This is a genomic window from Nostoc punctiforme PCC 73102, from assembly GCF_000020025.1.
In the GTDB taxonomy this organism is placed as follows: domain Bacteria; phylum Cyanobacteriota; class Cyanobacteriia; order Cyanobacteriales; family Nostocaceae; genus Nostoc; species Nostoc punctiforme.
In genome coordinates this window covers 6,213,190-6,237,469 of sequence record NC_010628.1, presented here as the reverse complement: position 1 = coordinate 6,237,469, position 24,280 = coordinate 6,213,190, and the positions used below count along the sequence as shown (strand labels likewise).

Below are 24,280 nucleotides of genomic sequence, written 5' to 3'. Positions count from 1 at the left end.
TATTGCCTTTTAGCTCTGCTTCAACATAGAATTAGCAACTTGGTATAAAGATTGTAAGTTTAGTCCATCATTAGGATACTCAACCACAGCAAAGTTACAAGTTACCTGGAAGCGATCGCCATTTGAAGCTGTAAATACTTGCTGGCGAAGCTTAATTAAAATTTCATTGAGGCGATGTTTGACGACAAGCTGCTCTGTGTCTACTGTCACTTCTGTTTCAGTAAACCCAGAAATTCCCACCACAAATTCTCCGTTCCCCCAATAGCCCAATATTTCACCACTGCAAAATGCTGATTGAAATAGCCGACTCCATCGTTGTAATACTTGATTACCAGCCTCATGGCCGTACTGGATATTAATTTGGCGTAAATCGCTGATATGCAATATCACCAAGCAAAGCGATCGCTGATTTTTTTCGGCTTGAGCAATCAGGCGCTGTAAGTCGCGGCTAGACTGAAATTGATTTGCCAGTCCCGTTAAGGGATCTTTGGTAGAGAGCGACTGTAGTAGGCGGCTGCGTTCTAAGCGATGGGTAATCCTGGCCAGCAATTCTGCCCCCACAACAGGTTTAACCACATAATCATCTCCCCCAGCAGCAAACACCTGCTGCACCGTTTCCATCTCTCGGTGAGCCGTCAGAAATACAATTGGCAATTCCTGCCATTGCGGATCTGTGCGAACTGCCTGGCAAAGTTCTATACCACTGATGTGAGGCATTTCCACATCCAAAATCAACAAATCTGGTGCAGTAGATTGTAATACTTCCCAGAAACGTAGGGGATCGTCCAATCCGGTGATTCGCATTCCCCAAGGTTCTAACATTGGGCCTAGTGCGGCTAAAATAAGCGGGTCATCATCAACGACTAATACATTTACTTTTAAAGAACGGGTAAACTGTAAGATTTGTGAGGCAGTTTCCCAAACTTGACTTGCAGCGACAGGCTTGAGGAGAAAACCCCGCGCCCCAGACTGAGCCAAAGTTACACGATCTACTAGTCGATCGTTAACAGCAAGCGCCAGAACAGGTATAGGAGGGGTGTGTGTTGCTAAGTCCACCATCAATGCTAAAGTTTCCTCTCGCTGCCCTATCTCATCTACATTTAGCACTACTAAATCTGGTGATGTGGTTTGCAAGAAGTTTTTTGCAGCTTCTAACGTTGTTATTTGCTGCCAACGCATTCCCATAGAATATGCTACTTGTTGCAACTGTGAACCCAGTTGTAAATCAGGGTCAATCAGCAGTAACTTAGAACTTATCTCTTCCTCAATCGAGGTAGCAGTTTTATCTACTAGCTTTTGTGCCATTAAGTTTAACAATTCGCCTAACTCTTGTATCAGCGATATCAGTCGGCGTTTTTGGGCTGCCAATAACTCTCCATCTTTGGCTAAAATCTGTTCAATTTTCCGTGCTATTTGAGTTCCTGTTTCTTGCTCAAACATTCCCAAAACACCAGCTAGCTTATGCGCTTCCCGTTCAGCCGAATTACGTAATTTTATAGTTAGTGTGCCGCTAGAGAGTTCTGCTGCTGCTTGTTGCAATACCTCCATTCGTTGTGTCATTAACCCCTGGTATTGACTCCACAGCCCATTCATTGCTTGCTTAAACTGCTGTTCAACGGATGGAGAGGTATCGGTTGTGGAAGAATTTTGAACTGGATTTTTTTGAGTTATTTCTTTTTTGCTATTTCCACTACTAGTAGTTTTTTGGGATTTTAAGCGATATCCCAAACCATAAACGTTTTCAATCCAGTCTACGGCTCCAACTACTTTCAACTTGTGTCGTAACCCCTTAATATGAGACTTCACGGTTTCCTCTTGGGGTGGATCGTCAAAAGTCCAGAGATGTTCGATAATATCTCCCCGACTAAAAACCCGCAATGGATTCCGCAGTAATATTTCCAGCAGACTATATTCTTTAGGTGTCAAATCCAGAACTTGATTGTCGTATGTTACCTCGCAAATACTTGGATCTAAACGCAATGCTCCAACTTCTAGCACTGGAGGACGGGGAGTATCGCCGCGACGTAGCAAAGCGCGTACTCTTGCTTGAAGTTCTCTTAAATTTAAAGGTTTAATTAGATAATCATCTGCACCAGCATCAAGTCCACGAATGCGATCGCTAGTTTCATCTTTTGCTGTGATCAATAAAATAGGAGTGGAACAGCCATTAGAACGTAAGCGCTGGCATAAAGTAATACCATCCAGCTTCGGCAGTACCACATCTGTTAATATCAGGTCGTAGTTCGTAGCTTGGGCATATTCCCAACCAATTTGTCCATCTTCTGCTATTTCAACAGCATAGTGTTGTTGGGTAAGAGACTGCAACAAAACACTCGCTAAAACTTCATCATCTTCGATCAGCAAGATTCTCATCGCAACACTACCTTTTTTTGCATATAGAAATCCTATTGGGACTTAAACAAAAATGTAGACCAAATTGGCTTTATAAGCAGTAAATACATCATGATGAACATCAAGCAATCGAAAAATTAACTTCAAGGACATTCGATTACCACAGGTTACAAACTGAAGCGACAATCGCAATTTCTGCAATGTGATGCAAAAAACGACATCATTAATCAAGCAACAGGTTTTTTGCTGTACCCGCCACAAGAATAATAGCTATGCTTGATGTTTCAGTTTCTATATTGCTTATGGGTGAATATCATAACAGATAAGCACTATGTAGCTAGTCACAAATTAAAATTGTCTTGATAACTTTTATGAATTGGTTGATTACGATTTTTTAAAAAATTACTATTGCGGTTTTTCAGCACTGCTTGAATTTCTGCAATGATGGCGATCGCTATTTCTTCTGGTGTCTCTGCACCGATATCAATACCAACAGGACTATACAATCTATTTAATTGTTCACTAGTAGGAACTATCCCTTTGATGGATAAATCTTCCAGCAATCTTTCTGTGCGATACTTTGTTCCTAAAACGCCAATATAACGTGCAGGCGATGGTAGCATCATCTTTAAAATTTCTAGATCGTCAAGATAATTATGCGTCATCACTACAGCTATTGTTTGAACATCTATAAAAATCTGTTTATGTATAATGTATCGATTGCTAAGGATCACATCACAAGCTAAAGGAAATCGCGCTCTAGTTGTGTCATTAGCTCGACAATCAACTACAGTAACATCCCAACCTAATGCTTGAGCAAACTTTGCTATGGGTACAGCGCCATAACCTGCACCAAATATTACTAAAGGTGTGGGTGGTTGAATGACTTCGATGAAAACTTCTGCACTGCCGAAAGGTAACTGATAGTTGTTGACGCTTGGCTTTTGATTAACAAAGGCCGCTTGAGTATCTGCGCTCAGAGATTGAATTAAATATTGATCTTTAATGTCAGTGACAATTTTACCATTTGGATAGAGCAGTAAGCGCGACCCAAGTTCCACATCTACCTCGCCTTCAAAAGCAAAGACTGTAGCAATAATACCCAAATGTTTTTTATGAAAGCACTCTTGTGTAAAAGCGATCGCATTGGGTATGCTTTTTCTCTCAAGCCGTTCGATGAGAACTTGTACTACCCCATTGCACCCTAAACCAAAACCCCAAAGAATATCTTCAGAGGCGGTGCGATCGTAAGTAACAAGAATTGGTTTGCCGTCTGACATTCGTTGCTGAGTATACTCAAATACGTCATTCTCTAAGCAACCAGCACTGATTGTTCCAATCGTCCGACCTGTATTTGTCATAAACATTTTAGCACCAGGTCGGCGATAGGTTGAACCTTGAGTTTTAACTACAGTTGCAAGAAAAGTGATTTCACCACTTTCTTGACTGGATTCAAAGCCTTCTAAAATTGCTTGTAATTCATTCATTTGATTGCTTATTTTTCTATTTATAGTAGTTTTGAAGCTTGAAGATATTATAGTGACAATGAAAACTAATAAAGTTTAGTTAAGGCTATAACTCAATACGCTTCATTGAAGGATAATCGTAGATTGGGTTGAGGAACGAAACCCAACATTTTCGGTGGTTTTTGACGCTCACTGAACTTTGTTGATCTATAACTATTTGTGAAAGTCAATTTTTTTAACGAACTGGTTAAAGGTTTAATTTTATTTAATACCGTTTCTTTGTGAAGCTGCATATATTTACCCCCAGCTGTCGCCGTCCCCCCTTGCCAAGGGGGGACTACAGGGGGGTCTTGTTATGTGCATCTTCATAGAGAATTGGTATAAATGCAGAGGAGCGCAAAAGTAAACGCAATAAATTAGCTACAAATTAATGAAATGTTGTACTAAGTTCAATTAATGCGTTCCTCTGCAATGCCAATGCGTCCCTTTGTAATGTTAATGCGTACCTCTGTAATGTCAATGCGTCCCTCTGCAATACCAATGCGTCCCTCTGCAATGCCAATGCGTTCCTCTGCAATGCCAATGCGTCCCTTTGCAATGCCAATATGTCTCTCTGCATTTAAAAAACGCTTCAACTTTAATGAAGCATTCTAGGAGCGGGGCCACGAGTGGCATCCAGTCCTGATGATACACGAGGTAGAGAGATTGTTTTGCCTGTTTGTGCGGCTTCGTAAATCAATGTTATTAGTTTTTGGTCTTGCAAACCTTCTTCCCCTGGTGTGTGGGGTTGTTTATTCTGAATCACACAATCTGCAATATGATCCATTTCTAAGGCGAACTGGTTTTTTTCACCTATCCGCACTTCGCTGATGTTTTCTGCCATACTATTGGTTGGTGATTTGCGCGAAATCATCATTCGCAAACCGTTGTAAGAGAACGCCGGATCGAGTTGTCCCCAAGCATCAGAGCCAAAGACACGAAACCGCCGCCCTTCGTGAAAGCCATAGCTAGTAGAGCAAATCCCTAGCACTCCACTAGGAAACCGCAGTTGAAAAGTAACACTTTCTTCCACCTCTTTGAAGCGTGGATCGCCAGGAGTGCTGAAGGTTTGGGCGCTAATTGCGATCGGTTCTTCTCCCGTCAAATAGCGAGTTGCATTCAGGCAATAGATTCCTACATCTGGTAAAGATCCACCTCCAGCTAAAGCGCGTTTTAATCGCCACTGGTTTAAATCCCCGCCCTGGTTTTGTCCATTATCTGCCTGAATCACCTTCAGAGTTCCTAATTCTTTGCTGCGGATCATCTGAATCATGGCGCGATGGTGCGGCTCATATTGGCAGCGATAGGCAATCATCAACTTGCGATCGCTTTGTTTGCACGCATCGATCATCTGTTGACAATCTTCTACCGTAGTCGCCATTGGCTTTTCACACAAAATATGCTTACCGGCTTTAGCACCACGCACCGTATATTCCCGGTGCATACTGTTGGGCAGCACTATATAGATAACATCAACGTCTGAATTATTGCGGAGATTGTCGTAATTCTGATAATTGTAAACATTCTGCGGTTTAATGCCATACTGCTGGGCAACTTGATTTGCTTTGGCAGCATCACCACTAACTAATGCAGTTGGCTTTGCTAGTTTACATTCTGCAAATGCAGGCATGATTTCTTCTAACGCCAGTCTGCCCAGTCCAACGATCGCAAATCCCAAACGTCGCTCTGGAGGTAATGCTGTTGGAGGCCCGCCTGTATCTACCTCAGTCTTTTCTGAAATCGGCGCAAATTTAATCTGAGGCGGTAAGGAACCTCCATGTGGGGTAGCTTGCCCAGTCGGTTGTTGGGCTGCAACCTCTTCGTTCATACTACCAAGGGCGGCGGCTGAAATGGCTCCTAATCCAGCAGTTGTTAGAATCTGACGACGAGAAAACTCTCCTTTAAACAATTCAGACATTGTGGTTTTTTAATGATGAAATTTGGGATTTATGGGGTGCTGGTTGGAGTTGGGCTGCTAGTTGGACTGCTAGTTGGACTGCTAGTTGGGCTGCTAGTTGGGGTACTATTTGAAGTTCCACCAGGATTAACAATGGAACGAACCTCTTCCAAGTGTTGTTGGAGGGTTGGTAGCGTTTGAGCCGCAAATGCCTTCACATCTGGATCTTGTCCCTGTTCAGCTTCAGTTTGAAATGCCGCGACATCCTTTTCATGAGCTTGAAGCATCTGATTCAGATATTGGCGATCGAAGTTACTACCAGAAAGCCTAGATAAACGTTGCTTGATTTGCTGATTATTGCTGCCGATAGTAGTTGGCAGCGTGACACCTTTTTGAGCTGCCAACTGTTTGAGTTGCGCGTTGGCCTGGGTATGATCTTGAACCATACGCTGTCCATATTGTTTGACTACATCGCTCTTTCCACGTTGTGATGCAAGTTGTCCTAATTGGACTTCTGCTAAACCATCTTGAGCCGCTTCAGTGATAAATTGTCTGTCTGAAGAACTAAGATTATTTTGACCTGATGTAGTTGGTGAAACAGTTGGGGAAGCAGTTGGAGATGGGCTCTCAGTTGCTTGCACAGACTGAGCAGATGGAACTTCCGATGTATTCTGGTCGCGGGGAGTAGTTGGTGTGCAACCAGTTGCGACAGATAAAGCGATCGCTGCTAAACCAGTAGAAAATATTTTGAAGTTGGACATAATCAAGGCTTTCCTTAAATAAAAGTGTATTTTGAAATGCAAAACTGTCGCGATCGGATAGTTGGGTGCGATCGCTAATGTAATGACGAGTTAAAATCAGGAGCCAGACAACCGATTAATGTGAGCCGGATGCCGTTGGTGCAAATTGTGCAAACAGATTCAACATTTCCTGATTGAATGCCGGGATATCATCTGGTTGACGACTTGTTACCCAATTTCCATCTACTACAACTTCTTTATCTATCCAGTTACCGCCTGCGTTACGGATGTCATCTTGAATTGTGTAATAGCTGGTTAAAGTGCGTCCTTGCACCAAGTTGGCAGATATCAATTCCCAAGCTGCGTGGCAAATAACGGCGAATGGTTTACCTGCTTGTTGTATTTGCTGTAAGAAAGATTGTACTTTCGGCCCCATTCTTAGCGTATCGGCATTGAGTGCGCCACCAGGTAACAACACTGCATCGTATTCGCTTGCTTCTGCTCGATCGAGAACCCGATCGACATTTACAGTTATGCTTTTGTCATGATGCCGAAACGCTTGGATTTGTCCAGATTTGGTTGAGAGAATTTCAACTTGTGCGCCAGCTTCTTTGAGTGCTTTTACGGGTTCTGTAAGTTCAGCTTCTTCAAACCCATCGGTTGCTAATACTGCAACTCGTAAATTTGTTAATTTAGTCACGATCGTCTCCAGGTTTGCTTCAATAATTTGCAGTTATAATTCAACATTTTCCTTTGCTTCTAACTTCAAACTTTTGATGAATGCCAATGCCTTTTCTTGCTTAAAAAACAGTTAAGCATAGTATTAATATTTAACCCAGATAAGCTGGATTCATTGCTGTAGTGTCGTTTTACTCTAGTCTCGAAGCGGAAGCAGTTTATTAAAAATTGTGTTTACCAATCTCTATAATTGTCTCCTACAAGCAATAACAGGAATAAGCCAAATGTATCACGACAATTTGGCATAGAGAATCTAACTAAGGTGTGTTTTAGAACTTACTCCGTAAGACGCATTCACAATGCAAGCCAATGCGTTCATAATGCAAGGCGATGAATTCATAATGCAAACCGATGCATTCACAATGCAAACCGATGCATTTACAATGCAAACTGATGCATTCACAATGCAAGCCGATACATTTACAATGCAAATTGATACATTCACAATGCAATGTAAAAACGCGAAATTGGACTGGGCTGGGCTACGCTAACGCCCCGCTACGCGCTTTTGCGTCTCTACATCATTGTTCACCAAATATCTATTTAAATTTATCTTACTGATAGCTTTTGAGTTGTAATGGGTACATTAAATGTAGACTATAGTACTTATACATCTATGACTATCCAAGATACAACACGCCGTTTGCGTCCTCAAACCATTAGTCAAGATATTAGTTCATTCCACGGTTTGCAAACCGTCAGCACTTACAATACAACCCGTGTTGATGCCTCATCAACAAAGTTACAGGAAGTTTATCAGGCGATGTTGATTTCTCAACAAGCCGAAACAGAGAAACTAGCTTTGTACCGGGCTGCTGCTGATGCTGCCCGATTAGCAGAATGGGAATTTCATAATGCTGTATTAGCGATGAAAGAAGTTGTGCGCGGGCAATATGGCTCAGATAGCGATCAAGCCCAAGCGGTGGGACTGAAGAAAAAATCAGACCGCAAACGTCCTTCTCGTAAAAAGGCCGTTGCGATGGCGTAACCGCTCGATGGAGGACAGGGGGAGCAGGGGAGCAGGGGAGGCAGGGGGCAGAGGGAGATGAGGGAGACAAGGAAGACAAGGGGGACAAGGGAGAATTATTGAATAAGTCTCTTCCTTATGCCCAATTCCCAATTCCCAATGCCTAATGACAAATGACTACAACAATTTATCTAATGTAATTGGCAAATCACGAACGCGCTTACCTGTGGCATGATAAACAGCGTTAGCGATCGCCGCAGCAGTACCGGTAATGCCAATTTCCCCAATCCCCTTGACACCAAGCGGGTTGATATGTGGATCGTGTTCATCGACAAACAACACCTCAATATCAGGAACGTCTGCATTTACTGGTACGTGATATTCAGCTAAATCATGGTTGACAACGCGTCCTAGATTCGGGTCTATAATCGTATGTTCCATCAGTGCCATCCCGATACCGTAGACAATCCCACCGATGAGTTGACTGTTGGCTGTTTTGGCGTTGAGGATACGTCCAACACCAAAGCTTCCCACCCAGCGCGTTACTCGCACTTCGCCGGAATCAGGGTTAACGCGGACTTCGGCAAATTGCGATCCAAATGCGTGCATTGAAAACTTCTTTTGCTCGTCCCCAAGCTTGGCATCTGCACGTGCTTCGATCGTTTTCATTCCATGCCGTGCCAAGATTGCCTGATATGTTTCGCTTACAGACGATTTATTTTTTAAGAAAAAGCTGCCATTTTGGGCAATCACATCTTCAGCATTTGAACTATAAAGCGGTGATTTTTCATCGGCAAGTGCTAGTTGCAAAAGCTTACTGCGAGCTTGATTGCCCGCTAAATGTACAGCCGAACTCACACTAGCGGCGGTTTGCGAACCACCGGAAACGGGAGTTTTTGGCATCTTAGTATCGCCTAGTTCAAAGCGAACTTTCTCAACTGCTAGACCAAGCGCCTCAGCTGCAACTTGAGTCATGACAGTATAAGTGCCTGTACCAATATCTTGAGAACCACTTTGCACTACAGCTGTACCGTCTGCCATAATCTTAGCGATCGCTGATGCTGGAGAACGATTGGTAGGATAAGTAGCTGTTGCCATACCCCAACCAATCAAATAATTGCCGTCTCGCATCGAACGGGGTTGAGGATTGCGCTTTTGCCAGCCAAATTTTTCTGCTCCTGTCTTGTAGCACTGGATGAGTGACTTGCTCGACCAAGGCAGTCCTTTACTAGGATCGACATCAGCATGGTTACGCAGACGCAGTTCCACCGGATCGATATTGAGTGCATAAGCGAGTTCGTCCATTGCCGACTCTAAGGCGAACGATCCAGAAGCTTCACCTGGGGCCCGCATATAGGTTGGTGTTCCCTGATCTAGCTGAACCAGACGATGGCTAGTTTCGATATTCGGGCAAGCGTAAATCATGCGGGCACTTTTACCAACAGGTTCAATGAATTCATCAAAAGTTGAAGTCTGTGAAGTGCCAGTGTGTCGGAGTGCAGTTAATTTTCCTTCGCGGGTAGCACCCAAAGAAACTTGTTGAATTGTCTCTGGTCGGAAGCCGACAGGCCCATACATTTGTATCCGTCCCAGAACTAATTTGACTGGGCGATTTACCTGCCGTGCTGCGATCGCTGCTAGTGGTACGTGCGACCAAGCCGACCCTTTGCAACCAAAGCCACCGCCCACAAAGTAAGACATAATGCGGACTTTCTCAGGCTCAATTCCTAATACCTCCGCAACTTTTTGTTGAGTCGAAAAAATTCCCTGAGTTGCGTCATACAACAGCAATTGATCGCCTTGCCAAACTGCTGTTGTGGCATGAGGCTCCATCGGATTGTGATTTTCCACTGGAGTGGTATAGGTTTGCTCGACGCGCACAGCAGCATTCGCTAGTCCCTGTTTGACATTGCCGTGAGATGAATCAGGCGATTCCTCTCTAGGGATTTTACCTTTAGGAAAGTATGCTTTAGCGAGATTCTCCCGCATATTGATGGTGGGTTTCTCTTCGTCATAGCGAACTTGTACGAGTGAGGCAGCATACATCGCTCGTTCAAAGGTATCGGCAACGACGACACCAATATGCTGACCGCTATACAGTACAGTGTTATCTTGTAACACTTGCACCTTATGACCGCCGCCCTTTTCTCCATCAGCTTTGGGCGCGTTGAGGTGGGTAATAACTGCTAATACACCCGGTACTTGCTCCGCCGCCTTTGTATCGATTTGGGCAATCTTCCCTTTAGCGATCGCACTTTGAATTGTGACTCCATAAGTCATTTTTGCAACTGGAAACTCTGCTGCATAGCGTGCTTCACCTGTCACCTTAAGATAACCATCAACTCGGTTGAGTGGTTTGCCGACAACTATATTTGTATCACTTGCATTCATGCCATCCCTCCTACTGTTGTCAGCGCCTTAACAATGGTGCGTTTAGCCAGTTCGACTTTAAACCCGTTGTATTTTTGAGGTTTAGCTCCAGCAACGGCAGTATTTGCTGCTGCTTGAAATGCTGCTTGGTTTGCTGGTTTATTCAAAAGCGCTTTTTCTGCATCGTAGGCACGCCACGGTTTTGTCCCTACCCCACCAAGGGCAATGCGAGCCGAGCGAATGATCCCATTTTGAATATCTAGCGCCGCCGCCACTGATACCATTGCAAAAGCATAAGAGGCGCGATCGCGAACTTTTAAATAGTGCGATCGGGCTGCATTGGGTGAAGCAGGTAAGTCAACGGCAACAATCAACTCTCCATGTTGTAAAACTGTTTCCCGTTCTGGTGTCTCGCCAGGGACAAGATGAAAATCTACAAGGGGAATACTCCGCTCTCCATTCGGCCCTCGTGTTTGCACAACCGCATCAAGTGCCACCATTGCCACCGCCATATCAGAAGGATGAGTGGCAATACAGCGATCGCTACCGCCGAGAATTGCATGAATCCGATTATAACCCTCAATTGCCGCACAACCGGAACCAGGAACGCGCTTATTGCAGGGCATGGAAGTATCGCGGAAGTAGTAACACCGGGTACGTTGTAGCAAATTTCCGCCCACTGTTGCCATGTTTCGCAGTTGCGGTGATGCTCCAGACAACAACGCTTCTGACAGCACAGGGTAACGCTTTTGAATTATTGCATCATAAGCAACATCGCTATTACGTGCCATTGCTCCAATCCGCAGATTGTTACTTTGCATTTCTATCTTGCTTAGTGGGAGTGGGTTAATATCAACCAACTCTCTTGGCGTTTGCACATTCAACTTCATCAAATCGATTAGGCTGGTACCACCAGCAAGATAGGAGGCTTCGGCATCTGGAGCCACCAATGCCACGGCATTTTCCGCTTGTCGCGCTTTTTGATAGTTAAACGGCTGCATCTTTTTTTCCTTCTAAGACATCGCGGACAGCAGCCACGATATTTGGATAAGCACCGCAACGGCAGATATTACCGCTCATCAATTCCCGAATGTCGTCATCTGACTTAGCGTGTCCTTCGTTGACTAAACTCACCGCCGAACAAATTTGTCCCGGTGTGCAATAACCGCACTGAAATGCGTCGCGGGCAACAAATGCGGCTTGCATCGGGTGCAGATTGTCTCCTTGTGCCAGACCTTCAATAGTTGTAATGGCAGCATCTGTGTGCATGATGGCAAAAGTCAGGCAGGAGTTAATTCGCTGTCCATCAACCAGCACTGTACAAGCACCGCATTGAGCGTGGTCACAACCTTTTTTACTACCAGTTAGCCCTATGTATTCGCGAAGTGCATCAAGTAAGGTAACACGCGGTTCAATTTGCAAACTATGTTTTGTTCCGTTCACCTGTAGCGTCACCTTCATAGTTTCAGATATCGAACTTTTCAGCATGGGGGTAGTTCTTTTTATCGGAGTTTGTGCCACAGTTTTCTCTGCAAAACTACTGAGCGTAGTCGCTACTGTACTGACGAGCATCAATTGGCCCAATCTACGCCGTCTTAGGCGAAACTTCATCTTTTTACTCCATTCTGCTTTTGTTGAGTAATAATATTCAGTAATTCTTCTGGCTTAAATTCTGATAAAAACCATTTTTTCCTTATAAATATTTACGTCAAAATAACATTGTTAACAGAATACAATTTCATCTTGTTCTCGTCTCTCTATCAGAAGATTTATGTCATAAGTATCATTGATATAGGACTCATATTTGATTTTTGAAAAAACTCCGTACAATTCAAAAAGCCTTCTTTCCTATTGCTTATTGTCTCTTGCCTCTTGCCTTCCCACGCAAGTAAATATGGCTACGCTCCCGTGAGGGATACAAAAATCAAAGCGGATTCCTATAGTTATCATCCTGTTCTGGAACTAACAATATTGTTATTTATTGCTGTATCAATAATTGGAGGTTACGGTTGAGTAGAGTATTACTGCTCAACCTGTGACATCCGAAATCGTGCTTTGCTCAAAGAAGAATTCGATGAATGTGCGTAAATCCTAATATAAAATTGAAAAGCTGAAATTATGATCGCCCAAACAACAACCCAACTACCAATTCCCCCACACTTTAACCCCAATAAAGTAGGAGAGGTCTGGCGTGTACCTTACCAACAAATAGCTGCAACAGCTGAAGCTTGGGTAAAACAACATGGCATCAAAGCAGCATCTTCAGATAAAAATCGTATTTGCTTATTGTTAATTGATGTTCAAAATACTTTTTGCATCCCCAACTTTGAATTATTTGTAGGTGGACAATCTGGGAATGAGGCGGTGAATGATAACGTCAGATTGTGTGAGTTTATCTATCGCAACTTGGGAGTCATTACAAAAATTATACCTACTCTAGATACCCATACAGCAACGCAAATCTTCCATCCTATTTTTTGGGTGAATGCTGCCGGAGAACATCCTACTCCAGCAGCAACTAACATCACTTTAGCAGACATTGAACAAGGTATCTGGAAGGTTAACCCAGCAGTTGCTAACAGTGTTACTAATGGGGATTATGAGTTATTAGAAAAACACGCTTATCATTACGTTAGAAAACTCAGTCAAGATGGTAAATATCCCCTGACAATTTGGCCTTATCATTCTATGTTGGGCGGTATTGGTCATGCTTTAGTTTCATCGGTGGAGGAGGCAATATTTTTCCACAGTATTGCTCGTCAAAGCCAAACACAATTTGAAATCAAAGGTGAAAATCCTTTAACAGAAAACTATTCGATCTTACGTCCAGAGGTGTTGGAAGATTTTGAACAACGTCCACTTGGTCAAAAGAACACCCGTTTGATTAAGCAACTTTTAGAATTTGATACTGTTATTATTGGTGGTCAAGCTAAAAGTCATTGCGTCGCCTGGACAATTGACGATTTATTAACAGAAATTAAAGAGGTAGATGCTACCCTCGCTCAAAAAATCTATCTCTTAGAAGATTGCACTTCCCCCGTTGTTGTTCCAAATATTGTGGACTACACAGAACAGGCAGATGCAGCATTTGCAAGGTTTGCAGAGGCAGGAATGCACATCATAAAATCTAGCGAATTTGGGAATTGGGCATAGGGCATTGGGCATTGGGTATTGGGTATTGGGCATTGGGAATTGGAAATTGGGAATTGGGAATTGGTTATTTCCCCCTTGCTCCCTCTGCTTCCCCTGCTCCCCTGCCTCCCCGCTTCTTCATTTCTTCAAATAACCTTTTGGGTCTTGTGCTACCCAACCCAAAGATGAGGTAGAACGCACTTCAAAATGGAGATGCGGTTGAGTGGAAGTTGGTTTTCCACTAGTGCCTACTGTTCCTAGTAAGTCTCCTTTTTTTACTTGCTGACCGACAGTAACCTTGATACTGTCAAGTTGGGCGTAGCGGCTTTGAAGCCCGCCACTGTGGTTAATGATGACCAACTTGCCATAAGAACCTTGGTCATTAGCAAAGGCTACGGTTCCAGGAGCGATCGCTAACACATTACTCCCAACTGGTGCTAATAAGTCAACACCACTGTGGAAGAAAACTTCACCTGTCGCCGGATTAATTTGCCATCCATAAGCTAATCCTACATTTGCCACTTGTGCCAAGGGATATCCAGACAGGGATGCACGGTTTGGCGTAGCTGCATCAGTAGGTAAAGGGGACTTAGTTACAACACCATTGGGCGACCAATTTACCCCCGGAACAAACACGATTCTGGGGTCTTGTTGGCAGCCATTCACCTCAAAAAGGCTATCAGCACGAACTTTGTATTGTGCTGCTACCTGTCGCCAAGTTTGACCACGAGGTACTTCAACTACAATCCCATTGTAGGGAGGAATTTGAAGCACACTACCAACGGCTGCGACCGCGCCATTCTGCAAAGCTGGATTCATGCCAATAATAGTTGTAGGTATGAGATTGTAGCGCTGCGCTATGCTCTCCAAAGTTTCGCCACGAACAACTTTATGGCGTTGGAAGCGAGATAGGGCTGGAATCGGGCAACCACCTACAGCAGCGTTAGCACTGTTCAAGTTTGGCAGTATGCTTACTAGGCCCAAGGCGCTAACTAGGCTACAGAGAAACAGTTGACGAAAGGTTAAAGTCATGTATACAGATCGAGAGCGCATTAACTTTAAATTTTAGATGGAGAGTGTGGGAAGTGGGGAGATCGGGGAGCAGGGGGACAAGGGGACAAGGGGTGAGAACTTGAAACAAGTCTTTCCCCTTGTCCCCAAGTCCTCTTCCCAATTCCCAATTCCCAATGCTTAATTCCTCGTAAATTGATCTGTCCACTTGCCGTTAGCTTGACTACACTTAGAAATTAGCAACTGCATTGTTGTCCTTAAGCAGAATTATTATGAAGTTATCTTTAAACCAACTAGGTGTTTATTTGTTCTTACTGGTATTTGGCTGTGGTGCAGGTTTGTTTGGCAGTCGCTATCTCCTGCTACAAAATTCCTCATTCCAACAGTTAAGAAATGTGACAATGGCTTCGCCTCCAGAATCTGTAGTGCCAAATTCTCCTAATGGAGCAATTGGGGCTACTGGAGGCGATAATGTGAATTTTATTGCGACGGCAGTGCAAAAAGTTGGCCCGGCTGTGGTGCGAATTAATGCCACTCGCAAAGTCGCCAATCCCATCTCTGACGCGTTAAAAAATCCGCTCTTGCGGCGATTTTTTGGAGAGGATGAGCAACCAATTCCCGAAGAACGGATTGAGCGCGGTACAGGATCGGGATTTATTTTGAGCGAGGATGGGGAATTACTCACTAACGCTCATGTAGTAGCAGATACAGATACAGTACAAGTCACCCTCAAGGATGGTCGAAGTTTAGAGGGGAAGGTGGTAGGAGTTGATTCTGTGACAGATGTGGCAGTGGTGAAAATAAAAGCGAATCATTTGCCAACTGTAAAACTGGGCAATTCGCAAAACTTAATACCAGGACAGTGGGCGATCGCAATTGGCAACCCTCTGGGTTTAGATAATACTGTCACTATCGGCATTATCAGCGCTACCGATCGCACCAGTACTCAAGTTGGTGTACCAGATAAGCGAGTTAGCTTTATCCAAACTGATGCTGCAATTAACCCTGGTAATTCCGGTGGACCCTTGTTAAACGCTCAAGGCGAAGTGATTGGTGTTAATACTGCCATTCGTGCTGATGCTCAAGGACTCGGTTTTGCGATCCCCATTGAAACCGCCGCCCGCATTGCCAATGAACTTTTTACCAAAGGGCGTGTAGAACATCCCTTCTTGGGTGTTGAAATGGCAGACCTTTCTGCCATTAAAAAACAGCAGATTAATCAAGAGAATCAACTGAACATTCAGCAGGATGTTGGGATTGTGATTAAAGGAGTCACAGGCGATTCCCCAGCCAAGCGTGGAGGATTGCTTCCTGGAGACGTGATTCAAAAAGTTAACGGTAAGCCAGTCAAAACCTCGGCCCAAGTTCAAAAGCTGGTAGAGTCCAGCAAAGTTGGGGACATAATAGCTATCGAGGTCAATCGTAGCGGGAAAATTCAAACCTTCAAAGTACAATCAGGAGCTTATCCTGAAAGGAAGTAGTCAAAATAATTCGTAATTGATAATTCGTAATTGCAAGACGCTCTCTAAGAGATCCTGTGCGTAGCTTGCTTCTTTGCAGGAGTAAGCGAATTTGCTACCGCTACGTTATCAGTGGAAGCTTGAACTCTCAACAAATGTCTTGTTAACCACTGAATTTTTAATCCAGTGTGGGTTGATGTAACTTTTTGAATTACGAATTACGAATTACGAATTAGTAATTATTTGGTCAATAGTCCCAGAATGTTTGACTATTGACTATTGACCATTAGACAAATGCTCTAACTGCATTCTTTGTTCCATCTGGCGCAGAAAATACCCTGTCATCATGGCCGACGCTAGAAGCCCAGCTAAGTTATCCCGATCTGTTGTAATTTGCACGTTGAAATTTTCTGCCGGGAGCATTCCTACTAGCCCTTGGACATTTTGCGAGATGATTTGTTTAATTTCAGGGCTGGCGGATTGAGCAATCCTCGCTAGAACATCAGGAGACTGATGTTGTAGATATTTGAGTAACTGATTGGGGTATTCCTCAGCGTGGTCGGAAAGAAGTTGATTAGGGTGTTCCTCGGAGTTGTCATTTAAAAAGTCAGGATTAAACACCATTGGCAGTTTTATTTAGCTTAATTGCTAACTCTACTCTAAACCATAGTACAAGGCTAGCGCATTCACCACGGGTATAAGTCATTGGGATTGGGGATTGGGAATCCCTTCCCTGCGGGACGCTATGCGAACGCCTTCTCTACGAGACGCTACGCGTTAAGCGAAGCTATGCCGTAGGCTTTACGCTCAGGGCAAGTGGGAATTGGGAATTGGGCATGAAGAAGAGACAAGGAAGAGGGGGGAGACAAGGAAGAGACTTATTCAATAATTCCTCCTTGTCTTCCTCATCATCCCCATTCCCTATTCCCCATTCCCTACTCCCTTTAGTTCTAGTTCTAGTTCTAGTTGTTCTTCCTTTTGGTTGTTGGAAAGTATTTGTGGGAGTTGTTCGATTTGGAAATACTGATGGAATTTTGGGGTTACTTGGAGTGAGTAGGAGCGAGAATCGCTATCTCGGCGTTTGCGGATAAAACCAAGTTCTACGAGTTCTGGAACGTGTTGATATACTCCTGAACCGCGCAAGTTAATCAAGTCGCTCTGGAGTATTGGACTATTGAGGGCGATCGCTGCTAAAGTCCGCAATGCACCTACACCCAATTCTACTGGTATCATCGTTTGCACTAGATCCTGAAAATCAGACCGTAGTTGCAAACTGTAACCATCAGGGGTTTCTATTACCTCTAGGGCGCTATCTCGGTGGGCATAATTGTCCATGAGTTCAATTATGCCTTCTTTGACAGCGGCGCGATCGCACGCTGCATACTCGGCGATTTCGCCGAGCGACAAGGGTTTACCCTTTAAATAGAGAATTGCTTCTATCTTCGTCGCTGTGGCTGTAATCATTTAGTCATTTGTCATTAGTCATTGGTCATTAGTCATTGGTCATTAGTACATGACAACTAATAATCAACAAGTGTGTGGCATTATATCGTAAATTGTCAAAATATTGTTAGCCCTCAAATTTGGGATTGGGCATTGGACGTTAGTTCATTCCCCATTCCCCATTCCTCAAACGCCTCTAGTTGTGAGAATAAATTCTGCGATCGCTAAATCTTGTGGAGTCGTCACTTTTAAATTTGTCTCCTCTCCCTCGACAATTCGGACTTCGATGCCGCACTTTTCAAATAAAGCGGCATCGTCAGTTACTTCCCAACCTTGACGGACTCCTTCAGCGTGGCACTGTTTCAACAACTTGACATCAAATCCTTGGGGAGTTTGTGCCGCCCACAATTTTTGTCTGTCGGGTGTTTCTTGAATTATGCCTTGTTCATCAACAACTTTGATGGTGTCTTTGACGGGTACACCAGCAATTAAACCGGGACAGTGGCGAATGGCTTGGGCACAAGAGTTAAATAAATCTGGTGTGGCGAGACATCTAGCGCCATCGTGAATCAACACTTGTTCTGCGGCTAGTGGCAAAGCCTGCAAGCCGTTGTAAACAGATTCTTGACGCGTGGAGCCACCTTGAATCAATTCCACTGGTTTAGTAAGCTTGAGATCGGCGAGAATTGCTCTGAAGTCTGGCCAATCGGTAGGCTGAGAAATAATCCCGATCCAACTGATTGTATTGGCAGCTTCTGCGGCTAATAGAGTCCAAGCAATAATTGGTTGCGATCGCACTTTCAGCAGGAGTTTATTGCGGTTACTACCCATTCTTTTTCCGATTCCCGCAGCTGGAATTAGTAAATACACAGAATTCCTCAATCTTTAAGCTATATATTTTCCCCTAAAATAGGGAGCGAGTAAGCGTCAATAAATATTATGCGAGTAGTAGCCCTTGTACCTGGCGGAATTGGCGACCAAATTCTCTTCTTTCCGACTCTAGATGACCTGAAGCGCAATTACCCTGACGCTCAGATAGATGTCGTTGTTGAACCCCGGTCAAAGGCTGCCTACCGAGTGAGCAAGTCAGTTCACGAGGTGCTGAACTTTGATTTTAACGACCGTAATAGTCTGGCAGATTGGGGTAACTTGGTGGGAACAATTCGCGATCGCGAATACGATGTTGTCATTGTTGTTAAGCAAATTTGGTTGCTTAGTCTTTTGCTCTGGTTGACGGGAATTCCCATACGTATTGGCTACAAAGGCAATGGTTCGGTTTTTCTGACCCACGCTGTGCCATTTAAAGCATCCCAGTATGTGGCGGCAGCATATCACGATTTGCTGCAACCATTGGAAATAAATAGTCCTGTCCCAGAGTTAGCAGTAAATGTACCCAAACCAGATATTGAGTGGGCACAAAAAGAACAGAAACGCTTAGGGGTGCATGAAACAGGCTATATCTTGATTCATGGCGGTTCTGGCCAGTTATCTCAGGCTAAAGAACTGGATAAAATCTACCCTGTCGAAAGTTGGCATCAAATTATTCAAGGTTTCCAAGACAAGCAGCCTGACCTGCCTGTGGTGGTTGTTAAGGGAATTGGCGATGAACAGTTTGTGCGATCGCTTCTGGGGTCTTCTCCAGATATTAAGGTGACTGCCCCAGATGATATTGGCAAGTTAACTGCTATGATCGCCGGGGCAAATTTGATGTTGTCTACTGATAGTCCGGCACTACAACTGAGTGTTGCAGTCCAAACCTATACCATCGCCCTATTTGGGCCCACCGATCCAGCTAAGTTGTTGCCGAAAAACGATAAATTCCTGGCCATTGCATCCCCTACGGGAAAAACAGCGGATGTTTCGCCAAACGCAGTTTTAGAGAAAATCTGGGGTGGCTAAACCAGCAGTTTGCCCCAATTTCTGCAATTAGTCTATTGGATATCTAATGTAGTCATGCGTTTGTTGAATGACCGCAAAACCTGGTTGTGACAGCTAGATTTTGCGGTTATTTCAGTATTAAAATATCTCAAAAAAAGCATCATCTAATTCATAACCCAGCATTTGAGCCATAGACTTTAACCGCGAGAGGCTGGGGATATCCTGCTGTTTGAGCCAATCACCTAAAATAAAGATTTTGTGCATCAAAAATATTTCTAAGGCTTCAGGATTGTACTGAATGCCGTCTTGGGAACTGAACTGGTGTGGTACTAGCATGGCGGCATAACGAGCAAATTCTCCAGCTTTCCAATCTAGTAAAAATGCTAACCAGGGATATTTGGCATCTAGGCGCACAAACCACAGCCGTATTTCTGGAATTTCTGAAAGTTCCCGTGGATCGCCAGGTTCGAGATCGTAATTGATATCAAAGCGTAGCTGCTGTTCATGGGATGCGGCCCCATCTCGCAGCAGTTGTTCAATCACCGTTGAGGCAGGCGACAGATCCAGATTATTAATGAAGTCATTATTGAGTGCGATCGCAATTGTCTTTGACTCAGCAGCCACTTTCTTTTTGCTCAACTTTAGGATCGACAATATACAGTAGCAGCTTTCAGGGATTGACGCTACATTGACCTTGAGAAATTAATTGGTACTTACTAATACTTTTTTGCTAATAATTTTGGTCAACCTTGTATCTTAGAAAAACTCTAGGTTTCAACATAGATGAGGTTTAGGACTCATATTTGATTTTTGAATAAACTCCGTACAACTCAAAAAGCCTTCTTTCCTCTTGCCTCTTGCCTATTGCCTCTAGGCAACACCTGCCCCAAAGTGGACATTTCCAGCAATTTTAAGTTAAAGTTGTAATGAGTTTGTTTTAGATTAAGGTCTGACAAAGTAGCCATCAGCAAGCAAAAAATAGATCGTTATTTATCGCCACCTGTTACTTCCGAAGCATCACAAGCCAAAACACAAGTACAGGTAGAACAATGGTGTGCAATATTATTGCATATATTAAATAACCAATAAAAATTGAAGTGGGAAAATTCCCTTAACAGTTAACAAGCTGTAATATGCAAAAACAAACAATTTCAACAAAACCAATTCGTTCTCTAGAAGATGCGCTAGATAGGTGTCAAATCCTGGGTATGCGCGTCAGTCGTCAGCGTCGCTTTATTCTGGAATTACTTTGGCAAGCAAATGAACATCTTTCTGCTAGAGAGATTTACGATCGCTTGAACCAAGAAGGTAAAGAGATCGGCCATACCTCTGTTTATCAAAATTTGGAAGCATTATCCAGTCAGGGCATTATTGAATGTATTGAGCGCTGTGATGGGCGTTTATACGGCAATATTAGTGACTCTCACAGTCATATTAACTGTATGGATACAAATCAAATTCTTGATGTTCATGTAGAACTACCAGAAGATTTGCTCCGCAAAATTGAAGAAGAAACAGGAGTGCGAATTACTGACTACAGTATTAACTTTGTTGGCTACCGTAATCCTCAAGAAGGCTAGGGAGCAGGGAGCAGGGGAGCAGGGGAGCAGGGGAAGAAGAACTATCGATCAACTACAAAGGACAAAGGACAAATGATAGCCCTTGCCAGTTAGCTTTAATTGTGACAACCTACTTGTCATCAATAGAGTTATTGCCAAAAACGGTTTCATCATCGACATCATCATCATAGAAACCTACGGGTAAAATTGTGCCTTCAGAGCTTTCAATTAGCCCGTTTGCAGGGGGTTTATTCCAATTTTTATCTGTGTTTGGCGTAATTTGGATGGTATTTAAGAAGGGTTGCTGCGATGCCTGCGGCGATAAACTACGCAAACTTTTCAGTCTTTGAAACGACTCTTTAGAGAACAAGGCACCATTATCAGTAGCTAATTTTTTGCCAGCCTGAGTAAGGATGGCATCAAAGAAGCAGGCGTTGGTGAGATCGGCTGAATTAAGATTTGCTCCCGTAAGGTTAGCTTGTTGGAGATTTGCACCTGTCAGGTTAGCCTGTTCGAGGTTTACGTCTGTAAGGTTAGCTTGTTGAAGGTTTGCGCCTGTCAGATTAGCCTGTTGCAAATTGGCTCCAGCCAAATTAGTCCCGATTAACTCCGCATTGGATAAGTTTGTCTGCTCAAGATTTACCCCAGTTAGCACTACTTGTAACAAAGAGGCTCTCGATAAATTGAGTCCAGCCAGAGACTTGATTCGGGTTGCAAAGGCACTTTTGTGGAGAACGGTTGCTCTCGCAATTAGCGCACTTAAAGCTTCTGGATTGAATTCTGTTAAATTGAGCGGATTCCCACAAGGCCAAAAAGGGATTTTGGTTTCTCGATAGCAAGCACAAAGCAATAAAAATACATTCAATCCCACAGCAGCATTGACTTGCTCAACATTCACCGGGTTTTGTAGTGCGTGGAAATGAGTCCAAGCTTTGTGGGCTATGCCTTCGTCTAACCAATAGCCTTGACAGTAAGCACGCCAGAAAGACAAAAGACGTTGAAACAAAACTTCAAAAGAAAACTTGTGCTTTTGTTCGCGGCGTAAAATTGCGATCGCCAATTCTTCAATTTCCTGGCTCAGTATCCCATAACCGAGTAAATTGTAAATATGCTGGGCAACGCTACTAGGAGAATCAAGTACAAAAGTGAGAGAACCATAAGCCTCATTTTGGCACTGAGTTAATAATTTCAACTCAGCAGTCACAGCTTTAGCACAAAGAAATTCTCCTAACTTAATATGCGAAAACTCAATTAAACTAGTTTTTTCTGAGCTTTCTAAGTCCCGAATTTTAAAATAAAATCCTGGTAGAGTGTTAAATTCACCAGCCAAATTAATTTGATGACGTTGCGAGTGTAAAATTTTCAGAGCGATCGCTTGCATTTGATCGAGTAAATCTTGAGGATGACGATTAGCAAGTAAATTAGCGATCGCTTCTGGAGTCCGGTGGATATGAGCCGATCCTGAGCGCAGCAGCATCGTTTTAATCCCACCAGTTAGCGGATAACCCAACAACCATCGACTTAGGCGATGATAAATTTCCCATAGTACAGAAGACTTTGGGGTATTAGCAGCTAGTTGTAATACTTCATCATTTAGCAGTCCGTCGCGGTGTAAAATCCCCAATAAATGCAACATTAGGGGTTGACGAACAAGGGTAGATAATTCTGGAAACCTTGATTGGCTGACAAATAAGCCTGACTGTTTTAAGAATGTAAAGAAATTTTGAGCGATCGCCAACGATTGTACTTTTGCCCACTGCTGAAACCATTGCTTGAATTCGTCCACATCCAACGGTTGAATGATAATTCGCTTCAATGATAGGGGGATTTCTGGGGCGATTTCCTGTAATGTTGTTGAGCGGCTCGTTAACACAATTTTGTGTCTATGTTGAGATTGAAAGTTCAGTAATTGCTGAACAAAAATTGCTTTTGCCCTTATACCATAAGCAGAAGGGGGCAGTTCATCCAAACCATCCAGTAGCAACAGACAAGGAATATTTTCTTGCTCTAACCAGGTTGAAAGATTAACATCAAAACCAGAATTTAGAGTTTCGATTAAAGTTTTGCCATATTTTATATCCCTTAACCTAATTACTATAGGCATCCAAATAGGGTAAACTTCTTGCGCTATCTCTGCTGCCCAGAGTTGGCAAAAACTGGTTTTTCCAAAACCAGGTTCCGACTCAATAACAGCGATCGTTTCTAAATCAGCTAGCTGTTGCTGCGCCCATGTTTTTAAATCAACTGACTTAACAGCTTTTTTATCCACATCAGAAATACTTTCCTCTATTGGTAAGCCTTTTTGTGGCACATAGATATCCTTGAGGGTAAAGGATTCTATTAGTAAAGGCATACTGAGGTTTTTAATCAAACTTGCACGGTAATGTTCTCGGTGCAAGTCAATTTTCTCACCAACTGTAGAACCAGCTTCTGGAGCTATAAAACTGGGGGCTAATGAAATTCCCAAACGGAAAAACTTTTGCAGTTGGGCTAAAGGGGCAGCATTTTCAGTAACAACTATCAGTATTTCACCAGGAAGTGAGTGAACTAAACGCTGTGTTAAGAGTTTAGCTTCATATTCTTCTGCACCATTGGCAACAAACCAAGCGATGACAGCATGATTTATTTGTTGCACCAGTAAAGAATCTGCAATTAGAGACAGTGCTTGTTCCGCTTGTGTATCAGTTAATTTACCTGGGCTGAGAGTTTTCAACAATCCTTGCAGTTGCGAATCTTGGAGAAGGAGTTTACCAACGTCTTCTTTAAGTACTTGCGCTTGGATTGGTATACTTGCCCGATCTAACCACGGTCTTTTTAGGCTTGCTTCCTGCTCTAGAATCGCTTGCAAAGCTTGAAGATAGGCAATTTGGAACGCTAGCCATGTACCCTCGTTACGTTTTAACGGTTTTTTTTGGCTGAGGCTACGCAACAGGTTTTGTGTTAACTGCGAAATCAGACTGATTTCTTCCCAAACAATCCCTAAAGGCAGTTCTAAAACCTCTACCAAGGTACAGATATCAAAAGGCATGAGGCTTTTGACTTCCATATCCTGAACAATCCGGTAGGCAATACCTGCCAATTGCCCCGCCGAAAATCCTCTGATTTGATTGATTGCGATATAGCGTTCTGCTAACCAGTGCCGAATACTCAAGTTCATTTAATTACACAGTGACAGCTGCTTATGGCAATTATGATCGATTTATTCAGTTTGCGAAAACAGGTAACAAT

The 24,280-nt window shown here is 43.4% G+C and carries 20 protein-coding genes; 5 read left to right on the top strand and 15 right to left on the bottom strand.

What is annotated here, in order from left to right; all coding sequences use genetic code 11:
* Window positions 1-9: 9 nt before the first annotated feature.
* The 6 genes from NPUN_RS25460 to NPUN_RS25435 form a co-directional block, all read right to left on the bottom strand.
* A complete protein-coding gene (locus tag NPUN_RS25460; protein ID WP_012411331.1) occupies window positions 10-2,373 on the bottom strand; it encodes a response regulator in 2,364 nt (787 codons plus the stop codon).
* A 320-nt stretch (window positions 2,374-2,693) separates the two neighbouring features.
* The gene (locus NPUN_RS25455) at window positions 2,694-3,839 is read right to left on the bottom strand and encodes an XdhC family protein (RefSeq protein ID WP_012411330.1); all 1,146 of its coding nucleotides are present in this window, start codon (window positions 3,837-3,839) and stop codon (window positions 2,694-2,696) included.
* Between the two features lie 428 nt (window positions 3,840-4,267).
* Window positions 4,268-4,453, bottom strand: a complete 186-nt coding sequence (locus tag NPUN_RS25450; protein WP_041565614.1) for a hypothetical protein — start codon at window positions 4,451-4,453, stop codon at window positions 4,268-4,270.
* Window positions 4,454-4,455: 2 nt separating this feature from the next.
* Entirely contained in the window at window positions 4,456-5,775 is a 1,320-nt protein-coding gene (locus NPUN_RS25445) for a Gfo/Idh/MocA family protein (protein ID WP_012411329.1), read from the bottom strand.
* Window positions 5,776-5,804: 29 nt separating this feature from the next.
* Window positions 5,805-6,515 (bottom strand): DUF4142 domain-containing protein, encoded by a 711-nt coding sequence (locus tag NPUN_RS25440; RefSeq protein ID WP_012411328.1) that lies wholly within the window; start codon window positions 6,513-6,515, stop codon window positions 5,805-5,807.
* A gap of 115 nt (window positions 6,516-6,630) precedes the next feature.
* Entirely contained in the window at window positions 6,631-7,194 is a 564-nt protein-coding gene (locus tag NPUN_RS25435) for a type 1 glutamine amidotransferase domain-containing protein (protein WP_012411327.1), read from the bottom strand.
* 654 nt (window positions 7,195-7,848) lie between these two features.
* Between NPUN_RS25435 and NPUN_RS25425 the strand changes: the two genes are divergently transcribed.
* Entirely contained in the window at window positions 7,849-8,220 is a 372-nt protein-coding gene (locus NPUN_RS25425) for a hypothetical protein (RefSeq protein ID WP_041566410.1), read from the top strand.
* A 156-nt stretch (window positions 8,221-8,376) separates the two neighbouring features.
* On the opposite strand, the gene NPUN_RS25420 is transcribed toward NPUN_RS25425, so the two are convergent.
* The 3 genes from NPUN_RS25420 to NPUN_RS25410 are packed head-to-tail and all read right to left on the bottom strand — an operon-like array spanning window position 8,377 to window position 12,180.
* Entirely contained in the window at window positions 8,377-10,590 is a 2,214-nt protein-coding gene (locus tag NPUN_RS25420) for a xanthine dehydrogenase family protein molybdopterin-binding subunit (RefSeq protein WP_012411325.1), read from the bottom strand.
* Window positions 10,587-11,570 carry an FAD binding domain-containing protein gene (locus NPUN_RS25415; RefSeq protein WP_012411324.1) on the bottom strand — a complete coding sequence of 328 codons (984 nt, stop codon included), beginning with the start codon at window positions 11,568-11,570 and terminating at the stop codon, window positions 10,587-10,589. Before NPUN_RS25415 ends, NPUN_RS25420 begins: the two co-directional genes overlap by 4 nt.
* Window positions 11,557-12,180: a (2Fe-2S)-binding protein gene (locus tag NPUN_RS25410; RefSeq protein WP_012411323.1), complete on the bottom strand. Its 624-nt coding sequence runs from the start codon at window positions 12,178-12,180 to the stop codon at window positions 11,557-11,559. Before NPUN_RS25410 ends, NPUN_RS25415 begins: the two co-directional genes overlap by 14 nt.
* A gap of 507 nt (window positions 12,181-12,687) precedes the next feature.
* Between NPUN_RS25410 and NPUN_RS25405 the strand changes: the two genes are divergently transcribed.
* Window positions 12,688-13,722 carry a cysteine hydrolase family protein gene (locus NPUN_RS25405; protein ID WP_012411322.1) on the top strand — a complete coding sequence of 345 codons (1,035 nt, stop codon included), beginning with the start codon at window positions 12,688-12,690 and terminating at the stop codon, window positions 13,720-13,722.
* 117 nt (window positions 13,723-13,839) lie between these two features.
* On the opposite strand, the gene NPUN_RS25400 is transcribed toward NPUN_RS25405, so the two are convergent.
* Entirely contained in the window at window positions 13,840-14,733 is an 894-nt protein-coding gene (locus NPUN_RS25400; protein ID WP_012411321.1) for a LysM peptidoglycan-binding domain-containing M23 family metallopeptidase, read from the bottom strand.
* Window positions 14,734-14,984: 251 nt separating this feature from the next.
* Between NPUN_RS25400 and NPUN_RS25395 the strand changes: the two genes are divergently transcribed.
* Window positions 14,985-16,193: an HhoA/HhoB/HtrA family serine endopeptidase gene (locus NPUN_RS25395; protein WP_012411320.1), complete on the top strand. Its 1,209-nt coding sequence runs from the start codon at window positions 14,985-14,987 to the stop codon at window positions 16,191-16,193.
* Window positions 16,194-16,448: 255 nt separating this feature from the next.
* On the opposite strand, the gene NPUN_RS25390 is transcribed toward NPUN_RS25395, so the two are convergent.
* The 3 genes from NPUN_RS25390 to ispD all read right to left on the bottom strand — a co-directional run bounded on the left by NPUN_RS25390 (window position 16,449) and on the right by ispD (window position 18,485).
* Window positions 16,449-16,796 carry a DUF760 domain-containing protein gene (locus NPUN_RS25390; RefSeq protein ID WP_012411319.1) on the bottom strand — a complete coding sequence of 116 codons (348 nt, stop codon included), beginning with the start codon at window positions 16,794-16,796 and terminating at the stop codon, window positions 16,449-16,451.
* A 297-nt stretch (window positions 16,797-17,093) separates the two neighbouring features.
* Window positions 17,094-17,636, bottom strand: a complete 543-nt coding sequence (gene scpB, locus NPUN_RS25385; RefSeq protein WP_012411318.1) for an SMC-Scp complex subunit ScpB — start codon at window positions 17,634-17,636, stop codon at window positions 17,094-17,096.
* Window positions 17,637-17,801: 165 nt separating this feature from the next.
* Complete coding sequence (ispD, locus tag NPUN_RS25380) at window positions 17,802-18,485, bottom strand: 2-C-methyl-D-erythritol 4-phosphate cytidylyltransferase (RefSeq protein ID WP_012411317.1); 684 nt, start codon at window positions 18,483-18,485, stop codon at window positions 17,802-17,804.
* 69 nt (window positions 18,486-18,554) lie between these two features.
* Here ispD and NPUN_RS25375 point away from each other — a divergent pair, with 69 nt between their 5' ends.
* The gene (locus NPUN_RS25375; protein WP_012411316.1) at window positions 18,555-19,514 is read left to right on the top strand and encodes a glycosyltransferase family 9 protein; all 960 of its coding nucleotides are present in this window, start codon (window positions 18,555-18,557) and stop codon (window positions 19,512-19,514) included.
* A 117-nt stretch (window positions 19,515-19,631) separates the two neighbouring features.
* Here NPUN_RS25375 and NPUN_RS25370 read toward each other — a convergent pair whose 3' ends face one another.
* A complete protein-coding gene (locus NPUN_RS25370; protein WP_012411315.1) occupies window positions 19,632-20,117 on the bottom strand; it encodes a CRR6 family NdhI maturation factor in 486 nt (161 codons plus the stop codon).
* Window positions 20,118-20,626: 509 nt separating this feature from the next.
* Between NPUN_RS25370 and NPUN_RS25365 the strand changes: the two genes are divergently transcribed.
* Entirely contained in the window at window positions 20,627-21,073 is a 447-nt protein-coding gene (locus tag NPUN_RS25365) for a Fur family transcriptional regulator (protein WP_012411314.1), read from the top strand.
* A 109-nt stretch (window positions 21,074-21,182) separates the two neighbouring features.
* Here NPUN_RS25365 and NPUN_RS25360 read toward each other — a convergent pair whose 3' ends face one another.
* Window positions 21,183-24,209 (bottom strand): pentapeptide repeat-containing protein, encoded by a 3,027-nt coding sequence (locus tag NPUN_RS25360; RefSeq protein ID WP_012411313.1) that lies wholly within the window; start codon window positions 24,207-24,209, stop codon window positions 21,183-21,185.
* Between the last annotated feature and the right edge of the window lie 71 nt (window positions 24,210-24,280).

Excerpts from the sequence above, each read along its gene's own strand:
- NPUN_RS25405 (WP_012411322.1), top strand. The coding sequence starts at position 12,688 with ATGATCGCCCAAACAACAACCCAACTACCAATTCCCCCACACTTTAAC.
- NPUN_RS25390 (WP_012411319.1), bottom strand. The coding sequence starts at position 16,796 with ATGGTGTTTAATCCTGACTTTTTAAATGACAACTCCGAGGAACACCCT.
- scpB (WP_012411318.1), bottom strand. The coding sequence starts at position 17,636 with ATGATTACAGCCACAGCGACGAAGATAGAAGCAATTCTCTATTTAAAG.
- NPUN_RS25395 (WP_012411320.1), top strand. The coding sequence starts at position 14,985 with ATGAAGTTATCTTTAAACCAACTAGGTGTTTATTTGTTCTTACTGGTA.
- NPUN_RS25440 (WP_012411328.1), bottom strand. The coding sequence starts at position 6,515 with ATGTCCAACTTCAAAATATTTTCTACTGGTTTAGCAGCGATCGCTTTA.
- NPUN_RS25455 (WP_012411330.1), bottom strand. The coding sequence starts at position 3,839 with ATGAATGAATTACAAGCAATTTTAGAAGGCTTTGAATCCAGTCAAGAA.
- NPUN_RS25445 (WP_012411329.1), bottom strand. The coding sequence starts at position 5,775 with ATGTCTGAATTGTTTAAAGGAGAGTTTTCTCGTCGTCAGATTCTAACA.
- NPUN_RS25375 (WP_012411316.1), top strand. The coding sequence starts at position 18,555 with ATGCGAGTAGTAGCCCTTGTACCTGGCGGAATTGGCGACCAAATTCTC.
- NPUN_RS25460 (WP_012411331.1), bottom strand. The coding sequence starts at position 2,373 with ATGAGAATCTTGCTGATCGAAGATGATGAAGTTTTAGCGAGTGTTTTG.
- NPUN_RS25425 (WP_041566410.1), top strand. The coding sequence starts at position 7,849 with ATGACTATCCAAGATACAACACGCCGTTTGCGTCCTCAAACCATTAGT.
- NPUN_RS25415 (WP_012411324.1), bottom strand. The coding sequence starts at position 11,570 with ATGCAGCCGTTTAACTATCAAAAAGCGCGACAAGCGGAAAATGCCGTG.
- NPUN_RS25365 (WP_012411314.1), top strand. The coding sequence starts at position 20,627 with ATGCAAAAACAAACAATTTCAACAAAACCAATTCGTTCTCTAGAAGAT.
- NPUN_RS25410 (WP_012411323.1), bottom strand. The coding sequence starts at position 12,180 with ATGAAGTTTCGCCTAAGACGGCGTAGATTGGGCCAATTGATGCTCGTC.
- NPUN_RS25420 (WP_012411325.1), bottom strand. The coding sequence starts at position 10,590 with ATGAATGCAAGTGATACAAATATAGTTGTCGGCAAACCACTCAACCGA.
- NPUN_RS25360 (WP_012411313.1), bottom strand. The coding sequence starts at position 24,209 with ATGAACTTGAGTATTCGGCACTGGTTAGCAGAACGCTATATCGCAATC.
- NPUN_RS25400 (WP_012411321.1), bottom strand. The coding sequence starts at position 14,733 with ATGACTTTAACCTTTCGTCAACTGTTTCTCTGTAGCCTAGTTAGCGCC.